The sequence below is a fragment of the Gallicola sp. Sow4_E12 genome, assembly GCF_052116305.1.
GTDB lineage: Bacteria > Bacillota > Clostridia > Tissierellales > Peptoniphilaceae > JBQKLI01.
The window spans coordinates 89,444-106,632 of the sequence record NZ_JBQKLI010000009.1 but is presented as its reverse complement, the minus strand read 5'-3'; the positions used below and the strand labels follow the sequence as shown (position 1 = coordinate 106,632).

At 35.9% G+C, this 17,189-nt stretch carries 15 protein-coding genes; 13 read left to right on the top strand and 2 right to left on the bottom strand.

Annotated elements, in window-relative coordinates; genetic code table 11:
• The first annotated feature begins 416 nt into the window (after positions 1 to 416).
• The 13 genes from ACTQ46_RS06475 (at position 417) to ACTQ46_RS06415 (ending at position 15,174) form a co-directional block, all read left to right on the top strand.
• Positions 417 to 605: a hypothetical protein gene (locus tag ACTQ46_RS06475; RefSeq protein ID WP_441748237.1), complete on the top strand. Its 189-nt coding sequence runs from the start codon at positions 417 to 419 to the stop codon at positions 603 to 605.
• A complete protein-coding gene (locus ACTQ46_RS06470; RefSeq protein ID WP_441748235.1) occupies positions 547 to 1,608 on the top strand; it encodes an IS256 family transposase in 1,062 nt (353 codons plus the stop codon). The genes ACTQ46_RS06475 and ACTQ46_RS06470 overlap by 59 nt, the downstream gene beginning before the upstream one ends.
• 615 nt (positions 1,609 to 2,223) lie before the next feature.
• A complete protein-coding gene (locus ACTQ46_RS06465; RefSeq protein WP_441748233.1) occupies positions 2,224 to 3,288 on the top strand; it encodes a DNA cytosine methyltransferase in 1,065 nt (354 codons plus the stop codon).
• Positions 3,275 to 5,311, top strand: a complete 2,037-nt coding sequence (locus ACTQ46_RS06460) for an ATP-binding protein (protein ID WP_441748231.1) — start codon at positions 3,275 to 3,277, stop codon at positions 5,309 to 5,311. The genes ACTQ46_RS06465 and ACTQ46_RS06460 overlap by 14 nt, the downstream gene beginning before the upstream one ends.
• A 660-nt stretch (positions 5,312 to 5,971) precedes the next feature.
• A complete protein-coding gene (locus ACTQ46_RS06455) occupies positions 5,972 to 7,042 on the top strand; it encodes a transglutaminase-like domain-containing protein (RefSeq protein WP_441748229.1) in 1,071 nt (356 codons plus the stop codon).
• 296 nt (positions 7,043 to 7,338) lie between these two features.
• Positions 7,339 to 8,940: a potassium/proton antiporter gene (locus ACTQ46_RS06450; protein ID WP_441748227.1), complete on the top strand. Its 1,602-nt coding sequence runs from the start codon at positions 7,339 to 7,341 to the stop codon at positions 8,938 to 8,940.
• A gap of 279 nt (positions 8,941 to 9,219) precedes the next feature.
• Positions 9,220 to 10,161: a sulfurtransferase gene (locus tag ACTQ46_RS06445; protein ID WP_441748225.1), complete on the top strand. Its 942-nt coding sequence runs from the start codon at positions 9,220 to 9,222 to the stop codon at positions 10,159 to 10,161.
• A gap of 181 nt (positions 10,162 to 10,342) precedes the next feature.
• A complete protein-coding gene (locus ACTQ46_RS06440) occupies positions 10,343 to 10,828 on the top strand; it encodes a hypothetical protein (RefSeq protein WP_441748223.1) in 486 nt (161 codons plus the stop codon).
• A 169-nt stretch (positions 10,829 to 10,997) separates the two neighbouring features.
• A complete protein-coding gene (locus ACTQ46_RS06435; protein WP_441748221.1) occupies positions 10,998 to 11,702 on the top strand; it encodes a lantibiotic protection ABC transporter ATP-binding protein in 705 nt (234 codons plus the stop codon).
• Complete coding sequence (locus ACTQ46_RS06430; RefSeq protein ID WP_441748219.1) at positions 11,695 to 12,417, top strand: lantibiotic immunity ABC transporter MutE/EpiE family permease subunit; 723 nt, start codon at positions 11,695 to 11,697, stop codon at positions 12,415 to 12,417. The genes ACTQ46_RS06435 and ACTQ46_RS06430 overlap by 8 nt, the downstream gene beginning before the upstream one ends.
• Before the next feature lies 1 nt (position 12,418).
• On the top strand, positions 12,419 to 13,165 hold the full coding sequence (locus ACTQ46_RS06425; protein ID WP_441748217.1) for a lantibiotic immunity ABC transporter MutG family permease subunit: 747 nt from the start codon (positions 12,419 to 12,421) through the stop codon (positions 13,163 to 13,165).
• 9 nt (positions 13,166 to 13,174) lie between these two features.
• The gene (locus ACTQ46_RS06420; RefSeq protein WP_441748215.1) at positions 13,175 to 13,846 is read left to right on the top strand and encodes a response regulator transcription factor; all 672 of its coding nucleotides are present in this window, start codon (positions 13,175 to 13,177) and stop codon (positions 13,844 to 13,846) included.
• Positions 13,837 to 15,174, top strand: coding sequence for a sensor histidine kinase (locus ACTQ46_RS06415; RefSeq protein ID WP_441748213.1), 1,338 nt, complete (start codon positions 13,837 to 13,839; stop codon positions 15,172 to 15,174). The genes ACTQ46_RS06420 and ACTQ46_RS06415 overlap by 10 nt, the downstream gene beginning before the upstream one ends.
• A gap of 481 nt (positions 15,175 to 15,655) precedes the next feature.
• Here the strand turns inward: ACTQ46_RS06415 and ACTQ46_RS06410 are convergent, their stop codons facing one another.
• Together ACTQ46_RS06410 and ACTQ46_RS06405 are read right to left on the bottom strand one after the other, a co-directional pair.
• A complete protein-coding gene (locus ACTQ46_RS06410) occupies positions 15,656 to 15,916 on the bottom strand; it encodes a hypothetical protein (RefSeq protein ID WP_441748212.1) in 261 nt (86 codons plus the stop codon).
• A 212-nt stretch (positions 15,917 to 16,128) separates the two neighbouring features.
• A complete protein-coding gene (locus ACTQ46_RS06405; RefSeq protein ID WP_441748210.1) occupies positions 16,129 to 17,166 on the bottom strand; it encodes an amidase family protein in 1,038 nt (345 codons plus the stop codon).
• Positions 17,167 to 17,189: the final 23 nt, after the last annotated feature.

Genomic DNA, 17,189 nt, shown 5'->3' with positions numbered 1-17,189 from the left:
CACCAAGCTGCTCAGTAGATTGAGCTATCAGAACCTGATTAAATATTTCTTCAAGTAGTTTAGAAAATGCTTCATCCTTTGTTTCTTTTGTAAAAAGTCCGTGCAAAAGTTTTGTATCCAGTGTAATATTTAATTGAGCCATTTTGTTCATCTCCTCAGTTAGGTATTTGTTGGTACTTTTATTTTAACCGAGGACGAGCATTTTGGCTCATTTTTTTTGATTTTTCTTTTTACACCATTATACGGACTTTATCTAGCTTTGATTGTTATTATATGAAGATAGCTATGTCTAATAACTTATCTTTATTCATAGTGTAAAATATTATGTGTAAACATTCTTTTCTTTAATATAGAAAAAGAGGGCCTTTTCTTGTAAAATTTTGTTAACCGACAAAATAGAAAAGGAGACCCTCTTTATGGAATATTTTACCACAGAACTCATTAAAACAATAACTAAAGGTGACGATATTAAGGATTTTTTTCGCCTTCAAATAGAACTGGCGATAAACCAAATACTAAAAAATGAATTAACCGTTTTTTTAGACTATGAACGCTATGATCCTATCGGCTATAACTTGCGGAAATTCTCGAAACGGTTACTATGAACGAAAATTAAAAACCACCTATGGGACCCTTCACCTACAGGTTCCAAGAGATCGCTTAGGGAAATTTGTTCAAGGGCTGATTCCTGCACATCAACAGACAGCAGGAGATTTAGAAACCACAGTGATTCAGCTTTATCAAAAAGGGATCACAACCCGAGAAATAGGTGATTTAATCCAAAAAATGTATGGACATTATTACTCTCCCGCCACGCTTTCCAACATAACAAAATTAGTGGATAAAGATGTAAAAGCCTTTCATAGTCGTCCGATAAAAAGTCGTTATGTCGCCCTTTATTGCGATGCCACTTTCATTTCTGTAAGACGAGATAGCGTTCAAAAAGAAGGACTCCACAGCATTATTGGCATAGATGAAGAGGGACACAAGGAAGTGCTCGATTACGCACTCTTTCCTTCTGAATCAAAAGAAAACTATAAAGAGATGCTCCAATCTCTAAAAGAACGAGGACTCAAAGAAGTGCTTCTTTTTGTGAGCGATGGACTTTCTGGTTTAAAAGATGCTTTACTGGAAGAATTTCCAAAAGGTAGACATCAAGCCTGTTGGATGCATATTAATCGTAATGTCATGAAGCATATACGGGCAAAAGACAAAGCAGAAGTAGCCGATGACCTCCGACGGATTCATCAGGCTAGGGATTTAAAAGCAGCACTAGAAAATTATGATAGATTCATGGAAAAATGGAGCTACCACTATCCGAAAGCAAAAAAAACATTAGAGAAACACGATAATCTGTATACGTATTTGACCTTCCCAAAAGAAATACAAAGAAGTCTTTATACTAATAATTTAATAGAAAACTTTAATAAACGTATTAAGAAACGAACAAAAGGTAAAGAGCAATTTCCAAATGAAAACGCCTTAGATCGCCTAATATGTACGATTTCTTTAGAATATAATGAACGATTTGGGAATAGGATTCACAAAGGGTTTGGAAAAGTACAGGCTGAATTAAGAGAAATGTTTTCAGGCAGCGATTCCCTCTAGAGGGAATCATGAAGATTGTTGACAAAAGTATTACAAGTGAGGTTACACAAAAGATTTGACACTACCTCTTTATTTTTTTTTTTAATGTTTTCTATGGTAAAATAAATAGATAATGAGGATTTATTCTCTTTTGTGAAGAAAAAATTAAAGAAATACTAACAACATAAACAATAGCTAGTTGATTTTAAATAAAAAGCATATTGATGTTTAAATATCTATAGCTTTCAAGTCTAACAGATAAATAACTAATTATTTCTTAATAGAAGGTTATAGACAAAAATGAATGTAGAGAATTATTATAGCTTTTTCAGATATAAATTTGAATAATTTCTTCATTTATGTATTTATCAACTAATTATAGTTATTTGGAATTTAGTTTTTAAAGAAACCTCTATTTTTTAAAAATAGAGAAGAGTAGTAGTCTTTTGAAGTACCTAATATTTTTGATGATGAAGAGAATGTAGAGTTCTATTCATATTAATTATAAGATACGGTGGCTAATCATTAACTTTTATTAGTTGAACTTATAATTTTAGTTGTAAAATATTTGAATCTTACTGATTGGTAGTATATTTTTAGATCAAATGAGATAACTTATGTGATAAGGAGGCCGATATGATAATAAATGCAATAGATTTGTTTTGTGGAGTAGGCGGTCTAACATACGGAGTACAGCAGTCTGGGATAAATGTTATAGCTGGATATGATATTGATGGAAAAAGCAAATTTGCTTATGAATTTAACAATAATGCGAAATTCATATTAAAAGATGTAAAGGATATTGAAGAAGATGAAATTAGTAATTTATATCCTAAAGATACTCAAGTAAAGGTATTAATGGGTTGTGCACCTTGTCAACCTTTTTCATCCTATAGTCATAAATATAAAAACAACAGTAGTAATATCGAAAAAATGAATTTACTTGACTATTTTGGCAAGCAAATAATATTAGTTAAACCAGATATTGTTTCGATGGAAAACGTTCCTCAAATAACAAAAGAGCCTGTGTTTCATAAACTTTTAAAAGTATTAGAAGAGAACGAGTATTATTTTAATTATAAAATTGTTTATGCACCAGAATATGGCGTTCCTCAGAAAAGAAGACGGTTAGTGTTACTAGCCTCTAAACTTGGTAAAATTGAACTAGTAAAACCTAAATATAATAAAAGTAATTATCCGACTTTAAGAGATACAATATATAAATTGCCAACCTTAAAAGCAGGAGAAACAGATAGATATGATCCGCTCCATAGAAGTAGTAGAATGTCAACACTAAATATGAAAAGAATAAAACAGTCAAAACCAGGTGGGACATGGCGAGACTGGGATGAAGAATTATTACTAGAAGCATATAAGAAAAAAAGTGGACAATCATTTGGTGCTGTATATGGTAGACTTGAGTGGGATCAACCATCAAATACAATAACTACTCAATTTACAGGGATAGGTAATGGTAGGTTTGGACATCCAGATCAAGATAGAGCATTAAGCTTGAGAGAAGGAGCAATGTTACAAACTTTTCCTAGAGATTATATGTTCATAAATCCTGAGTTGGGGGGCAATTATTCATTATCACAAGTTGCTTTACAAATAGGGAATGCAGTTCCACCAAAATTAGGTCAATCTATAGGGGAAAGTATCCAAGTACATTTAAAAGAGGTATACCATGAACAAAATTAAATTTTCGACTTCAAATAACGCAGTAACTCATCTAGGAAGGAATTTGTACTCTACTACTCCACCAGCAATAGCTGAACTCGTGGCAAACTCATATGATGCTTATGCTACTAATGTCGATATAATATTAGCCCCAGAAAGAATAATAGTTATAGACAATGGTAAAGGACTAGATATTAATGAAGTAAAGGAAAAGTATGCGATAATTGGCTCTGAAAAACAAGACGAAGAGCCCATCAATGGTTTAGGAAAAAGAAAACCCATGGGAAAAAAAGGGATTGGGAAATTAGCAGCTTTTAGTTTAGGTAGTGTATATACTGTATATTCGAAAGCTGTGGGAGCAGAAAAATGGTTAAAATTCACATTACCATATGATGAAATGATAAATACTAAAGAATATATTTCTGAGCTTAAAGAATGTGAATTACCAGCACATCTATCAGATTATAACTCTTATGATCATGGGTTTATTGTGGAAGTAACCATACTTAGGCGAAAGGTTACAAAGTCCACAAAAGATAAATTAAAATTGCAACTTTCAAGACGTTTTTATATTGATCAGTCCAAGACGGATTTTATTTTGTATGTTGATAAAAAAGAGTTAAAATTAGATTCAAATATATATTATGAAAAAATCCAATACTTAACATATTTTGGCGATTATAAAGATGATGAATTAAAAAAAATATTTCCAAGGACGCAAACAATTGAAGAATATAAGAAAAATAATGAAGTTTCAAGTTATTTTAAAGAATTAAACATATCGGGATGGGTAGGTACAACACTAAAACCTAAGGATTTAAAAGAAGTAGAAGGCTCTAGTTTTGCTAACATCATAGTTTTAGCTAATAATAAAATAGCAGATGAAGATATTTTAAAAGATAGATCAAGCGCTAGGATTGCAAATAGTTATATAGTTGGCGAAATACTTGCTGATGATTTAATCAATAGCTTAAAAGATCCAATAACTTCAAGCAGGCAAGGGCTAGATGATTCTATTCCTGAGGTTGAAGAATTTATAGATAATATAGATAAAGTGAGAAATTATGTTATTGAAAAATGGAATCAAATAAGACTTGAATCGGCTGTTGATAAATTACCAAATAGAATTAAAGATAATAGATCATATAAAGAATGGTTATCGACATTGACACCTGAGCAAAAGAAAATTAATAATAAACTTCTTGATTTGTTATCGGCTAGATTAGATGATGATTTAAGTGTTGATAGCAAAGCTGTTGACTCAATGGTGATCTCAATAACTAGTGTAATAAATAATATAGAAGCTGAAGAATTAATATCCTGTCTTGAAGAAAATGAAATTAAAGATGAGAAATATGATTTTCTGTTTAAACTAATGGATAATATTGCAAAGACTGAAGACTTAAATCATTCAAATTTAATAAGAAAACGGTTAGAAGCAATCGATAGATTAGAAGAATTGATGGCAGATGATGAAACTCCAGAAAAACTATTTGAAAAACATTTATCGGATAATCCATGGCTTATAAGTCCGTATTGGAATATAGACAGAAACAACCCTACAGAAACCGATTACTTAACGAATCAAGAATTTTTCAAATTAAAGAAGTCGGATGAAGTATTTAAGAGAAATTTTTTAGATATTTGTATCAGGGTTGCAGAAGAAAAGTATCCTATAATTATTGAGCTAAAAAAGAATGATCCTGTGGACCATGCAAAAGTTACATACTCAATGATATATGATCAAATTAATAATTATAGGAAAGCTATGATACAAAATATTCCAGAACTTAAAACAGTTGATGTTAAAGAGATTAAAGTGATTTTTATTTTATCTGAGGATACAGGAATTATTGGATCAGATAATAGGATTGAATTATTGGACGATGAGGTTAAAATGCTCCAAAGTATGAATATTGAAATATTGAAGTACAATAAAATTATTGATAAATCTAGGAAAATGTACATGGAACACATAAAATATCAAGATAAAAAGAAACTAATTCCGAACTTATCGGAGCGGATTTCCACTTCCGAAATTTAGTCATTAATGAAATCCATATTCATGGAAAATACAAAAAAGATTATAATAACAATTATACTTATCATATAAACTTACGAACTATGTGAACTTCGGAATCTGATTGTTTTTGTGTATTGTTATCATATGGAGTGCTGATTTTTATATTTGCACAATTGATTAAAAAGAGTAAATCTCGATTGTTAGAATAATTAAATATATCAAAAAAGCGATTAAAAAAATCAAGTCGCTTTTTTGGATTCGAAAACCCCAGTTAGACCAGGGCTCAGTATACCTTTAGCGTTCCTAGACAGACAATAAAACACCTCTATGTTAGAATAAAGTTATGGTCTGCTAACTACAACAAATAACAGGAGGTATTTAATGTCATCAATAAATAATACTTCTAGCTAAGCTGATTGAAAATAGTATAATCAGGGCTAAACGTTCGAAAAGTTCGTTTATATAAATAAAAAACGAATAAAGAATACATAAGCACAAATATTGATAAACCAATACATAGACAAGCTAAAGAATCTCCTGAACCTCCCGCGGTATTCTAATTCATTCCAAAAAATAATAATCCTTTAACTATATCTAACCAAGTTGAAAAAAAGTGTATATTGCTCTAGAACTTGTAGAGTTGTATATTTAGTATATTATGTACGATAAGGGAGGATTATTGTGAAAAAGAAAATTTTAGGATTATTTCTAGTATTTGCTATGGTGGCGACGATGGTTTCAGGTTGCTCTCAATCGCCAAAAGAAACAGCTAAGGCAAAGTCAGAGGAAGCAGCGGTACCTGCAGGAAAACTTGGTAAAAAAGTTGAAGGAACCGTTACATATAATGTCGATATGTCAGGATATGACAAAGGAAAAGTTGTGAAATTATGGCTTCCTGTTGCTAAGACGATCGATTATCAAACAGTAGAAGAAGCTGTATACGATGCGAAAGCAAGCAAGGTAGAAATGAACGAAGATGAGTTAGGTAATAAAATGCTTTATGCGGAATGGGATGCGAATGCAGAACCGGCAGATAGAAAAGTTACCTGCTCTTTTGATGCAGTTCGAAACGAAGTTCTTCGCCCAGAACTTAAAGAAGAGGGCGAGGCAGGAAGCGATATGGATCAATATTTAAAAGGCAATGAGATGGTCGTTGTGAGCGGAGAAGTGAAAAAGCTTGCAGATGAGATCACTAAAGGCGAAGATACCTATCTTGGAAAAGCAAGAGCAATTTATGATTGGGTTATTGCGAACATGAATCGAGATAACTCTGTTACGGGCTGCGGTTTAGGAAATGTTCCCGTTTTGTTAACAACAATGGCCGGCAAATGTACAGATATTAACTCTGTTTTTGTTGCTCTTTGCAGAGCGTCAGGTGTTCCTGCCCGCGAAATGTTTGGTGTTCGAATGAATGCTGAAGATATCACGAAAAATCAGCACTGCTGGTCTGAATTCTATCTTCCAGGAACGGGATGGATTATGGCAGATCCTGCAGATGTTTTAAAAGCGGTACTTACAAACGAATGGGATAAAGAATCGCAAGAAACAAAAGATTTACAAGAGTATTATTTTGGAGGTTCTGATGCAGAAAGAGTCGAACTTTCAAGAGGGCGAGAGCTTAATTTATCTCCGAAACAAGAGGGGAAAGCTTTAAATAACTTTGGTTATCCTTATGCTAAAGTAGATGGAGAAGCAGTAGATTTTTATGCTCCAGATACATTTATCTACACAATTTCATTTAAGGCTAAATAATTAAATCAATCAATAGGAAAGATAGTGCGATAGAAAGAGATACTTCTGGAGCACTATCTTTTTGTTTATTATAGGGGGGAAAGAATTGATGCAGTTCAGATAAAAAACGATAGACTGTGAAAAGGCTGGAATAGCGTTAAGTAATCGTAGGAAAAACTTTCAAAATTTATGATGGTAAGCTTATAAATAATATCTTTTCCAACTTCTTTAAATTGCTTAAATTAGAGGGATTCTATATACTGATAAGTAACAATAAGCAGATAAATCGCACACAAATCATTTTTTAGGAGGGGGATATGGATTTACTATTTATTTCATTGGTTCTAATTTTAGCTCTTTTTGCGATGAACCTCTCGAGCAAGTCAGGGATTCCATCGCTTTTATTATTCTTAAGTTTAGGAATTATGTCTAATTTTCTAGGGATCGATTTCAATGATTACGGGTTGGCTGAGAAGTTTTCTACTCTTGCTTTGATCGTTATTATGTTTTATGGAGGTTTCGGTACAAACTGGCCCATGGGAAAGCCTGTAGTAAAAGAGGCGGCAGTTTTGGCGTCCTTAGGTGTTGCGGCGACTGCTGTGATAACGGGAGCTTTTGCTTATTTTATCTTACGATTTCCACTTTTGGAAAGTATGCTTTTGGGTTCTGTTGTAGGCTCTACAGACTATGCATCGGTGTCTAATATTCTGACTTCTAAGAACTTGAATCTAAAATATAATACGGCATCTCTTTTGGAGTTGGAAAGCGGTTCAAACGACCCAGCTGCTTATACGATGACAATGCTCTTTTTATCCTTGATCGCAGGTACGGATATTTCGATACCTGGTCTGATTCTTATGCAGATCATCCTAGGGTTATTATTCGGAGTCGTGATTGCTTTTCTTGTGAAAAAGATTTTAGTACGGATTAACTTTCAAAAAGACGGGGTAGCGATAGTATTTATGGCAGCGATGGCTCTTCTTACCTATTCTCTTACAAATGTGGTTGGTGGAAATGGATATCTTGCAGTATACCTTTTTGGAATTATTGTAGGTAATCAAGCTTTTATCGGGAAGAAAGACATCGTCTTTTTCTTTGACGGGTTTTCAGAGCTTATGAGTATAGGACTGTTCTTCCTTCTTGGATTGTTGGCAACTCCTGCCAATATTATTTCAAGCCTACCTATTGCAGCGATTATTATGCTCTTTATGACGGTAATTGCACGGCCTCTTTCTGTATGGGGATTAACATTGCCTTTTAGTCTAACGAAAAATCAGCTGACGGTTATTTCTTGGGCGGGTCTTCGTGGGGCTGCAGCAATTGCCTTTGCAATTATGGTGATCAATAGCGGAGTTTCTCTCAGTATTGATTTGTATCATATTGTATTCGGGATTTGTTTCTTATCTTCTTTAGTTCAAGGATCTTTTTTGGCAATGGTTTCCGAGAAGGCGGATATGATCGATCCGAAGGATACGGTATTATCAACCTTTGGTTATTATGCAATGAAGGGATCTATTTCGTTTTTTAAGACTACAATTGAAGAAGACAGTAGTCTAATTGGAAAAAAAGTGAAGGATCTGGATATGACCTTTGATTTTATCATTGCAAAAATCAAACGAGGAACGACTTCTATAGTACCTCGAGGAGAAGTTGAACTTGAGGCGGGAGATGTGCTGGTATTTGGCGGGGAAGAATATTTTGATCCCTATAGCCAGCAGCTTATAGAGTTTTCTGTTACTAAGGGACATCCATGGATTAACAAAAAGATCATGGATCTTAATCTGCCGGAAAACCAACTGATTCTTACGATCCAGCGGGGAGGGCATGTTGTCTCCGCAGAAGGCAAGACTGTAATTTTAGAAAATGACCGTATCACTATTTCAACAGATGATCGTTTAGATTTTAAGGCGGGCATATAGAAAGAGAAAAAGCAGTGCGAGGAGCACTGCTTTTTTTGAGCGATGATTGTTCAGAGATAGACTATATTATAATCTTTGAAAAATTTCTCAATAAAAAATTACCCTGCAATCCTTTTTTTTGTTTTTATCATATATTAAGATTCAAGAAATACTATTTTTTTCGTCATATTCTAGATAGCAAATTGCAAAATCCTGCTTATTGACTCTCTGTACAATTTGATATAGCTTTGTTTTATAGAAAGCTAATAAATAATAGCTAAAATTGAAAGGAGATGTATTATGAAAAAAGTGTGGTGGAAGGTGTTTTTATCTTGTCTAGCGGTTGTGTTGTTAGCTAGCTGTTCTGGAGAAAATACTCAGGAGAAGGTGGCGAGTAATGAGACTCAGCAGCAAGAAGGGGCTTTTACTGGTATATATATTGTTCAGCCTTCGTATGTAAAAGAACATATCAGCGATGAAAACATGATATTGGTAGATGCAAGGGGAGAAGAAACCGCCCGTAAAGGGACGATTAATGGAGCTGTGGCGACAAACTGGCAGTATCTATCGAATGTTGAAGATGCACCGAAGGGGGACTATGCTTGGGGATTGATTCTTCCGGCAGAGGAACTTGGCAAAAGGCTTGGTGAGGTCGGTTTATCAAAAGATAAAGAGATTGTTCTTTTCGCAGATGGAGCGAAAGGTTGGGGAGACGATGGAAGAATTTTATGGACTCTTCGAGCTGCAGGTTATAATAAGTTAAAAATGGTAGACGGAGGATTCAAAGGTTTGCAGAATGCGGGATTGGAAACAACAAGAGAACCGAAGAAACTAGAACCTGTCGAAGTTTCTATAGAAGAAGTGAAGAAAGATCATGTGATTGATACAGAAGAGTTGGAGAAAACAATTGATGATTATAAAGTGGTGGATGTAAGGGCAGATGAAGAATACGAAGGTGCTATATTATATGGAGAAGCAAAGGGCGGAAGAATCCCCGGGGCAATTCATCTAAAATTTACGGATCTTTTTAATGACAAGGGATATCTTAAAACAAATGAGGAATTGACGGCGTTTTTCGAAGCGGCTGGACTTCAGAAGACAGACAAAATAGTAACATATTGTACTTCTGGAATCCGTTCTGCTTATGCTCAATTAGTGATGGAAATGCTTGGTTTCGAAACTTCTAAAAATTATGACGGATCATATAATACTTGGTGCGTTCATAACCCGGTTGAAAAGTAGTTGAAGCATTGGACAATAAATATATGAAAAAGAAGAGGGATTCTATATTGCACTGTTATTAGCAGTAATAGTGCTGTATTTTTCTGTTGAATCTTTTCCTTCGAAGGTAACAGAACTCTTCCTCGTTTTCTCCTCAAATAGTGTAGAAAGTATCAGTGGTTTAATAAACAGCACTGGAAAGATGAAAGGTTCTGCAGCATTACTTCTGACTGCTTTCCAGATGATAGTCTTTCCATTTGATTCAGCGGAGATGATCTTTGCTCATAGGAAGATTTTTTCCGGCTGGGAGGGTTATTTTATTTCAGTACTCGGAAGAGTGATTGGGTCTATGATCTGCTATGATTTAGGATATACATTTTTCTTTGGTATTATAAATCGAATTAGAGAGAAGTGCGATTCGATGATTGACGAAAACAAAAGTAGAAAGGATTATAAACGGGCATTGTTTCTTAGAATATTACCGATCAATTATTCCTTTAGTTCCTATTTATCTGAGGGAGCCGGAATTCGATTAAAAGAGTATATAATTGTTTCCACTGGATGGGCAGGTGTTGTAACAGGCTTTTATTTTTTAAAAAGCGGGTATTTCAGCTATAGTACTGAACAAATTGTATTTTTAATAAGATTGGGGATAAACATATCCTGTATTATATTTTTTGTTTTTTGAATAAACGAGAAAAACATAATAGTTTGAGCAGACAAAAGCTTTTTTAAGTTGTGGGGAAATCCCAAAGGTTAAGGAAGCTTTTTTATTTATGCAGTTTTACCCTTCTTCCAAATCCTAATAGAAAACTAATATTTATCTCCTATGATAATAACAACAGGAGGAGAGTATTATGAAGTATCTATTAGAAACAAGAAATTTAACGAAAAAATATAAGAGATTTTTGGCGAATGAGGATATTTCTCTTAAGGTTCGGGAGAATACTGTTTATGGTTTATTGGGACCGAACGGGGCTGGGAAGTCTACATTTCTTAAGATGGTTACGGGAATGATTCAGCCTACGAAGGGGGAGATTTGGTTTGACGGGTCTTCTTGGGAGAGGGAGGATCTCTTAGAGATAGGTTCTTTAATCGAGTCGCCGCCTTTGTATTATAATCTGACAGCTTATGAGAATATGAAGCTTCGGGCTTTATTATACGGGCTGGAGGATTCTAGAATAGAAGAGGTTCTAAAACTGGTTGGTTTGGAGAATACAGGCAGGAAGAAGGCGGGGAAGTTTTCAACAGGGATGAAGCAGCGGCTGGGTCTAGGGATTGCTTTATTAAACAGACCGAAACTTCTTGTATTAGACGAACCGACAAACGGAATCGATCCGATAGGAATCGGAGAGTTTCGAGAGTTGATTCACAGACTGAAAGGCGAGGGGATGACAATCATTGTATCGACCCATATCCTTTCGGAGATTATGCAGATTGCAGACGATATCGGTATTATTGTGAGGGGTAAGCTTGCTTATCAACAGGAGATTACAAAAGAAGAGGAGTTAGAAAAGCTGTTTATAGAGGTCATAAAAAAGGCGGGCGAGCGCAATGATTAATATAATGAAAGCAGAAAGTTTGAAGTTTAAGAGAACGGATGTTCCGATTATGATCGTTGGATTTCCTTTAGTTGTGATGATGATCGCAGGTGTTTTGATGACGGGAGAATATGTTCAGCAGAGTTCTTATAACTGGTGGTATACATTATTCCTTCCGATATTTATAACGCTCATGGCAAGTTTTAGTTTAGACAAAGACCAAAAGTACAACTGGCACGGGTTGATGGGGATTATTCCGGAGAAATCAAAATTTTGGTTGGGAAAGATAGTCTATTACAGTTATCTGACATTGAAGACTGTTGCAGTTTTTCTTATACTAAACCTTGTTTCAGTCGTGGTAATTCCTCAACGGATAGAGGTTGTGACTAATATTTTTGCCTCTTTTGTTCTTTTTATTACATTTCTATGGCAGATTCCTATTTGTATGTTTCTGACGTTGAAGATCGGAAAGATTCCGACGCTGATTTTGAATATGATGCTTAATATAGGGTCTTTTATCGTTTTTTCAGGGAGTGATACATGGATGATGCCTTATGCAATTCCTGCAAGACTGATGATTCCGATTATAGATGTTTTGCCGAATGGACTTTTCAATAACGGGCAAGGTGTTTTAGCTAAAGGGAATGTGATTTTTCCAGGGATTCTAATCTCCCTTGTGCTGTTTGCGGCTTTGTCTTTTGCAACGGCTTGGTATTTCAAAAACAGGGAGAATTAAAATGAAATATTTGTTGAATAGTTTAAAGCAGGAGGATTATCTTTTTAGACATTCTTCCTTGATCTGGATGCATATTTTGTTTCCTGTTTTAGGAATTGTGATGCTGGGGTTGTACTTCTTCGGAGGGTCAAGAGAACAAGCAATCCTAGACTTTACGAGAATTCTTTCAATCGTTTATCCTTTTGTGATAGGGATTGTTTGTGCGGTAGCTGTTTCTTTGGAAGAGGAAAGCGGGATGTATCATCGGATCTTTACTTTTCCGGGGAATCGGTCCGTTCCATATTTTGTTAAGCTGATCTATCTGCTGCTGGCAGGACTTGTCTCTCTAACGATTACGATTATGGGTTTTGTTTTTTTGTATTCTAAAAACCATAACGAGGCCATTTTTATTCCAGATTTGATTTTTGGGGTAAGGGTTATTTGGCTAACGGCAATTCCCGTGTATTTGATACAATATTTCTTAAGCTATAGATTTGGAAATGTTTTCGGAATAAGTGTTGGTGTGATCGGGACTTTGATCGCTGCATTAATGGAGACGGGATTGGGCGATGGAATCTGGATGTACTCTATATGGGGAGCTGGAAACAGGATTCTTACCGTAAATAGTCTTTCTGATAAAATGAAAGTATATTTTGCAGGGGAAATAAACAGTTGTATTCTTTTCAGTATTGTTATTTCTATGGTGTTCGTGATAGGATTATGGTTTTTTAGCCAAGGGTTTGAGGGACAGAAGGAAATAGAAGAGTAGGGGATTGAGATGCATAAGTTGTTGATTCTTGAGGATGAGATGGAATTATCCCAGATCATGAAAAAGGCATTGGAAAAAGATGGATATCAGGTTACGGTATGGGAGTCAGCAGCAAAGAAGCAGATTTCTGATTTCGAAAACTTTGATCTCATTTTACTAGACATTATGATGCCTGAGATAGACGGTTTTACTGTTATGAAAAAAATTCGGGAGAAGCTTGATATTCCAATTCTTTTTGCGACAGCGAAAGTATTAGATCAGGATATTGTAGAGGGTTTTCGCTTAGGTGCGGATGATTATATTAAAAAACCTTTTAGCTTAGTAGAACTTCGGGCGAGAGTTTCTGCCCATCTTAGAAGAGAAAATCGGGAAAAGCACCAGTTTATACGTGATGACACGTACAGTTTCGATATCTCGGAACGAGTAGTTACAGGGATTGTAGAGGGAGAAGAGAAGAAGATCAGCCTGACAAAAAGCGAATACGATATAAGTCTGCATCTTTTCAGGCATAAAGGACAGGTATTTACTTTAGAAAGCATTCTGGAATCAGTTTTTGGATACGACAGCGAAAGTAATGAAGGGGCGATCCGTGTTCATATCAAGAATATTCGAGACAAGTTCGGCGAAATTCAGCTGGACCCGATAAAGACAGTGTGGGGAGTAGGATATAAATGGCGTTAAATAGAAGATCTTTAACATTTGTATTTCTAAAGTACCTGCTGATCTTTGTGTTCGCGGCATCCTTCATCTTCATCCTGTCTGTATCCTTTTTTATGTATGGTTTAAATAACGGTGGAATCCTTCCAGCAAATTTTGTAGAAAATTACGTCAGAAATAATCGAGATTCGTTAGAAAAAGGAGAGATAAATTATAAGGATATACCGTTTCCGGGGAAATATCTAGTTCTGGACAAAGACGGAAATCAAAAAGATACGAATATGGGTGAAGAAGGAATAAAGGACTATGAATTAGCGAAAGAGGGAAATGGAAATAGATACTTTTATATGAAAATTGAAAGAGCGGAAGATGTGATTTTCGTTCAATATGATCTAAAAGCGAAATATTCCGACCCGGTGCTCAATAGAGTGCTGCCGAGTCCAGAGCTGTTATATATTATGGTGCCGATTCTTATAAATGTGATTTTGGCTTTAGGGATCAGCTACCTTTTTAAGAAAAAGATGAAGGGAGAAATCGACTCGATTCTTCAAATGACGGAGAAAATCAAAGCCCAGGATCTTGACTTTACAGCTCAAGCTTCTTCTATTGTGGAGTTTAATGCAGCGATCGATTCTTTAGACAGTATGAAAGAAGCTTTAAAGAAATCTTTGGAAGAGCAGTGGGCTATGGAAAAGGAAAGACTGCAGCAGGTTGCCTCTATCACCCATGACATCAATACACCTCTTGCGATTATTAAAGGAAGCATGGAACTAATGATGGAGGAAGAGGATGCGAATCCTTATCATAAAACAGTCATTAATAATATTCATAGAATAGAGGAGTATCTAGCGATGCTGAAAAGCCAGACTGCAAATGATCCGCTAGTCTTTGAGGACTATAGCTGGATCGATACGGTGGAGTTCGTGAATCGTATAGAAGAAGAAGGGGATATTCTCTGCAGAAAAAATCAGCGGAGTTTCAAAGTTTATAGAGATAAACTTCCGGAAAGGTTTAAAGGAGATTTTGAAGAGTTAAAACGAGGAGTTTTTAATCTTTTAAATAATAGTATCCGTTTTACAGAGAACAAGGGAAAGATAGAACTCTTCTTTTATGCCGAAGAGAAGAGTTTCTTTATAGAAGTGCGTGACAACGGAAAGGGATTTTCAAAAGAGGCCTTACGAAGAGGAAAAGAAGTGTTCTATACAGAAACTAAGGAATCTGGAGAACATCTTGGAATGGGAATTTCTATCGCGGAGAGCATTGTAAAAAGACATGGCGGAGCGTTAAAGATTCAAAATCGGACTGAAGATAAAGGGGCACAAGTGATTCTAAAAATTCCTTTAGGAATCTAGCAAATCCTTCATATTTTTTAATACAAAAAGATAGGATTTAAGTGAACTCCGATCTTTTTTTGCAACACACTATGTGATTATCAGTAGTATACAGAGGTTTTATTCGGGTGTTCCTATGATTTCATAAAATAAAAACTTTCCTTTAATGAAATCACAGGAATACAACTATTGCTTTTCAATGCTTTCACAATATGAAAAAAAGTCTTAGTTTCACCCCTAGCCCCCCCTTTGTAACCCTGTAACTGTTTAAAAGCAAGGGGGAACCTAAGGACGCCTTTTTTATAACCTAGAAAATAAACGCCCTTCTTATTTCCGACCACAACTTCACTTTCTCACTCTGCACTCTTCCACTCTTCCACTCTTCCACTCTTTTTTTAATCCTATTTCCTATTTTTTTCCCTTCCTGGCCGCCAAAGGCGTGCCGCCTAAAGCCTAGGTCCCGTCAGGGATCCTGCCTGGGTTGCGAAGCAATCCCGCCTAATTATCTTTCAGGCACAACTCTTGCTTTCGTTTTCTGCTCAAAGCTGTAAGCGAGGTTTAGAATTTTTTCGTCTTCCTTTTCTTTTGTCACGAAGGTAGCTCCGGCGGGGGTGCCTTTTTCAGTTATTCCTGCCGGTACAGTGAATTCAGGAAATCCTGCTACAGAAGGCAAGAGAACACCGTCGTTGTTTAAGAAGACAATGGCATCGAGTTTGTTTTCGTCGAGCGTTTTATTTAATCTGGTTTTTGCATCTATTACCATGGAGTCCACTTTTTTACGGTCGAAATCTTTTACATCATTAGCGGATTCGATCAGGTCTTGTCCGTACTTTGTTCTTCTTTTTAAATCTTTCTCGTTAAAGCGGATGAGTTCTTCCAGACTTTTTACAGGGGCATTATTCTCTTTTAGGTATTTGTTTAAGTCCTTTTTAAAGTCCTGATCGATGATAAAGCCGTTGTCGATGCCTTTTTCATCTAACGAGATCGCAACAACTTCAGCACCGGCAGCTTTGAGTTTTCTTCAAGGAGTTGATCTTGATTCCCGGAGACGAGGCCGATTCTTTTTCCTTTTATAAAGTTTTCGTCTAGATGATCAGAGATTTCTTTTTTAGGATCGGACAGGGAGGCGTTGTATAAGAGGAGTGCATCTTTAACATTTTTAGCCATGGCACCTGCTGTGTCCATTGTCGAAGACAGGGGAAGGATTCCTTTTGTGGAGATAGAATCTTTTGTCGGTTTAAAGCCTGCAAGGGAATGGACTGCTGAAGGCGCTATAATGGAGCCTGTTGTTTCTGTGCCGATGGCGATAGAAGCAAAGTTTGCTGCAAGGGCTGCACCGCTTCCAGAGCTCGAGCCTTCGGGAGATAGTTCTATGGGGTCAAAAGGATTATGGGTTTGACCTGTTTTTGAACTGTATCCGCTGGGCATTTTTCTTGCCATAAAGTTTGCCATTTCCGATAAGTTTGATTTTCCAAGGAGGATAGCACCGTGTTTCTGAAGTGCGTCTACAAGATCTGCGTTGTTTTTCGGAGTGAAGTCTTTTAAGGCATAAGCTCCGCCGCTTGTGGGCAAGGTATTCGTATTCACATTATCTTTAATCAAAACAGGGATGCCGGAGACTCCTTTCGGGGTGTCCTTTTTTAAGTCATGGGCTTTTGCTTCTTCTATAGCTTTCGGGTTTATCTCTGAAACAGCGTTGATGCCTTTTGCTCCAGCGTCGTAGGTTTTGATCCGATCGAGATAAAAGGCGGTGAGTTCCGTATAAGTCAGTTCGTTTTTTGCGATGGAGTTTTGGATTTTATCGATGCTTTTTTCCTTAATCAACTTTTCTTTTTTGCGGACTTTTTCAAGATCGATCCCTTCAAGCTGTTTGTCGATGAGGGCGATCTGTTTTTCTTTGTCGTAGCTTATATATTCCTCCTGAGCGGGCGCAAGTGTGGAGAGAAAAAAGAGGATCCCCCCTCCAGCTAGAAGAAACAGGGCAAGAAGTCTTAGGATGAGTTTTTTAAGCATTGTTTTTTCCTTTCAATTTTTGT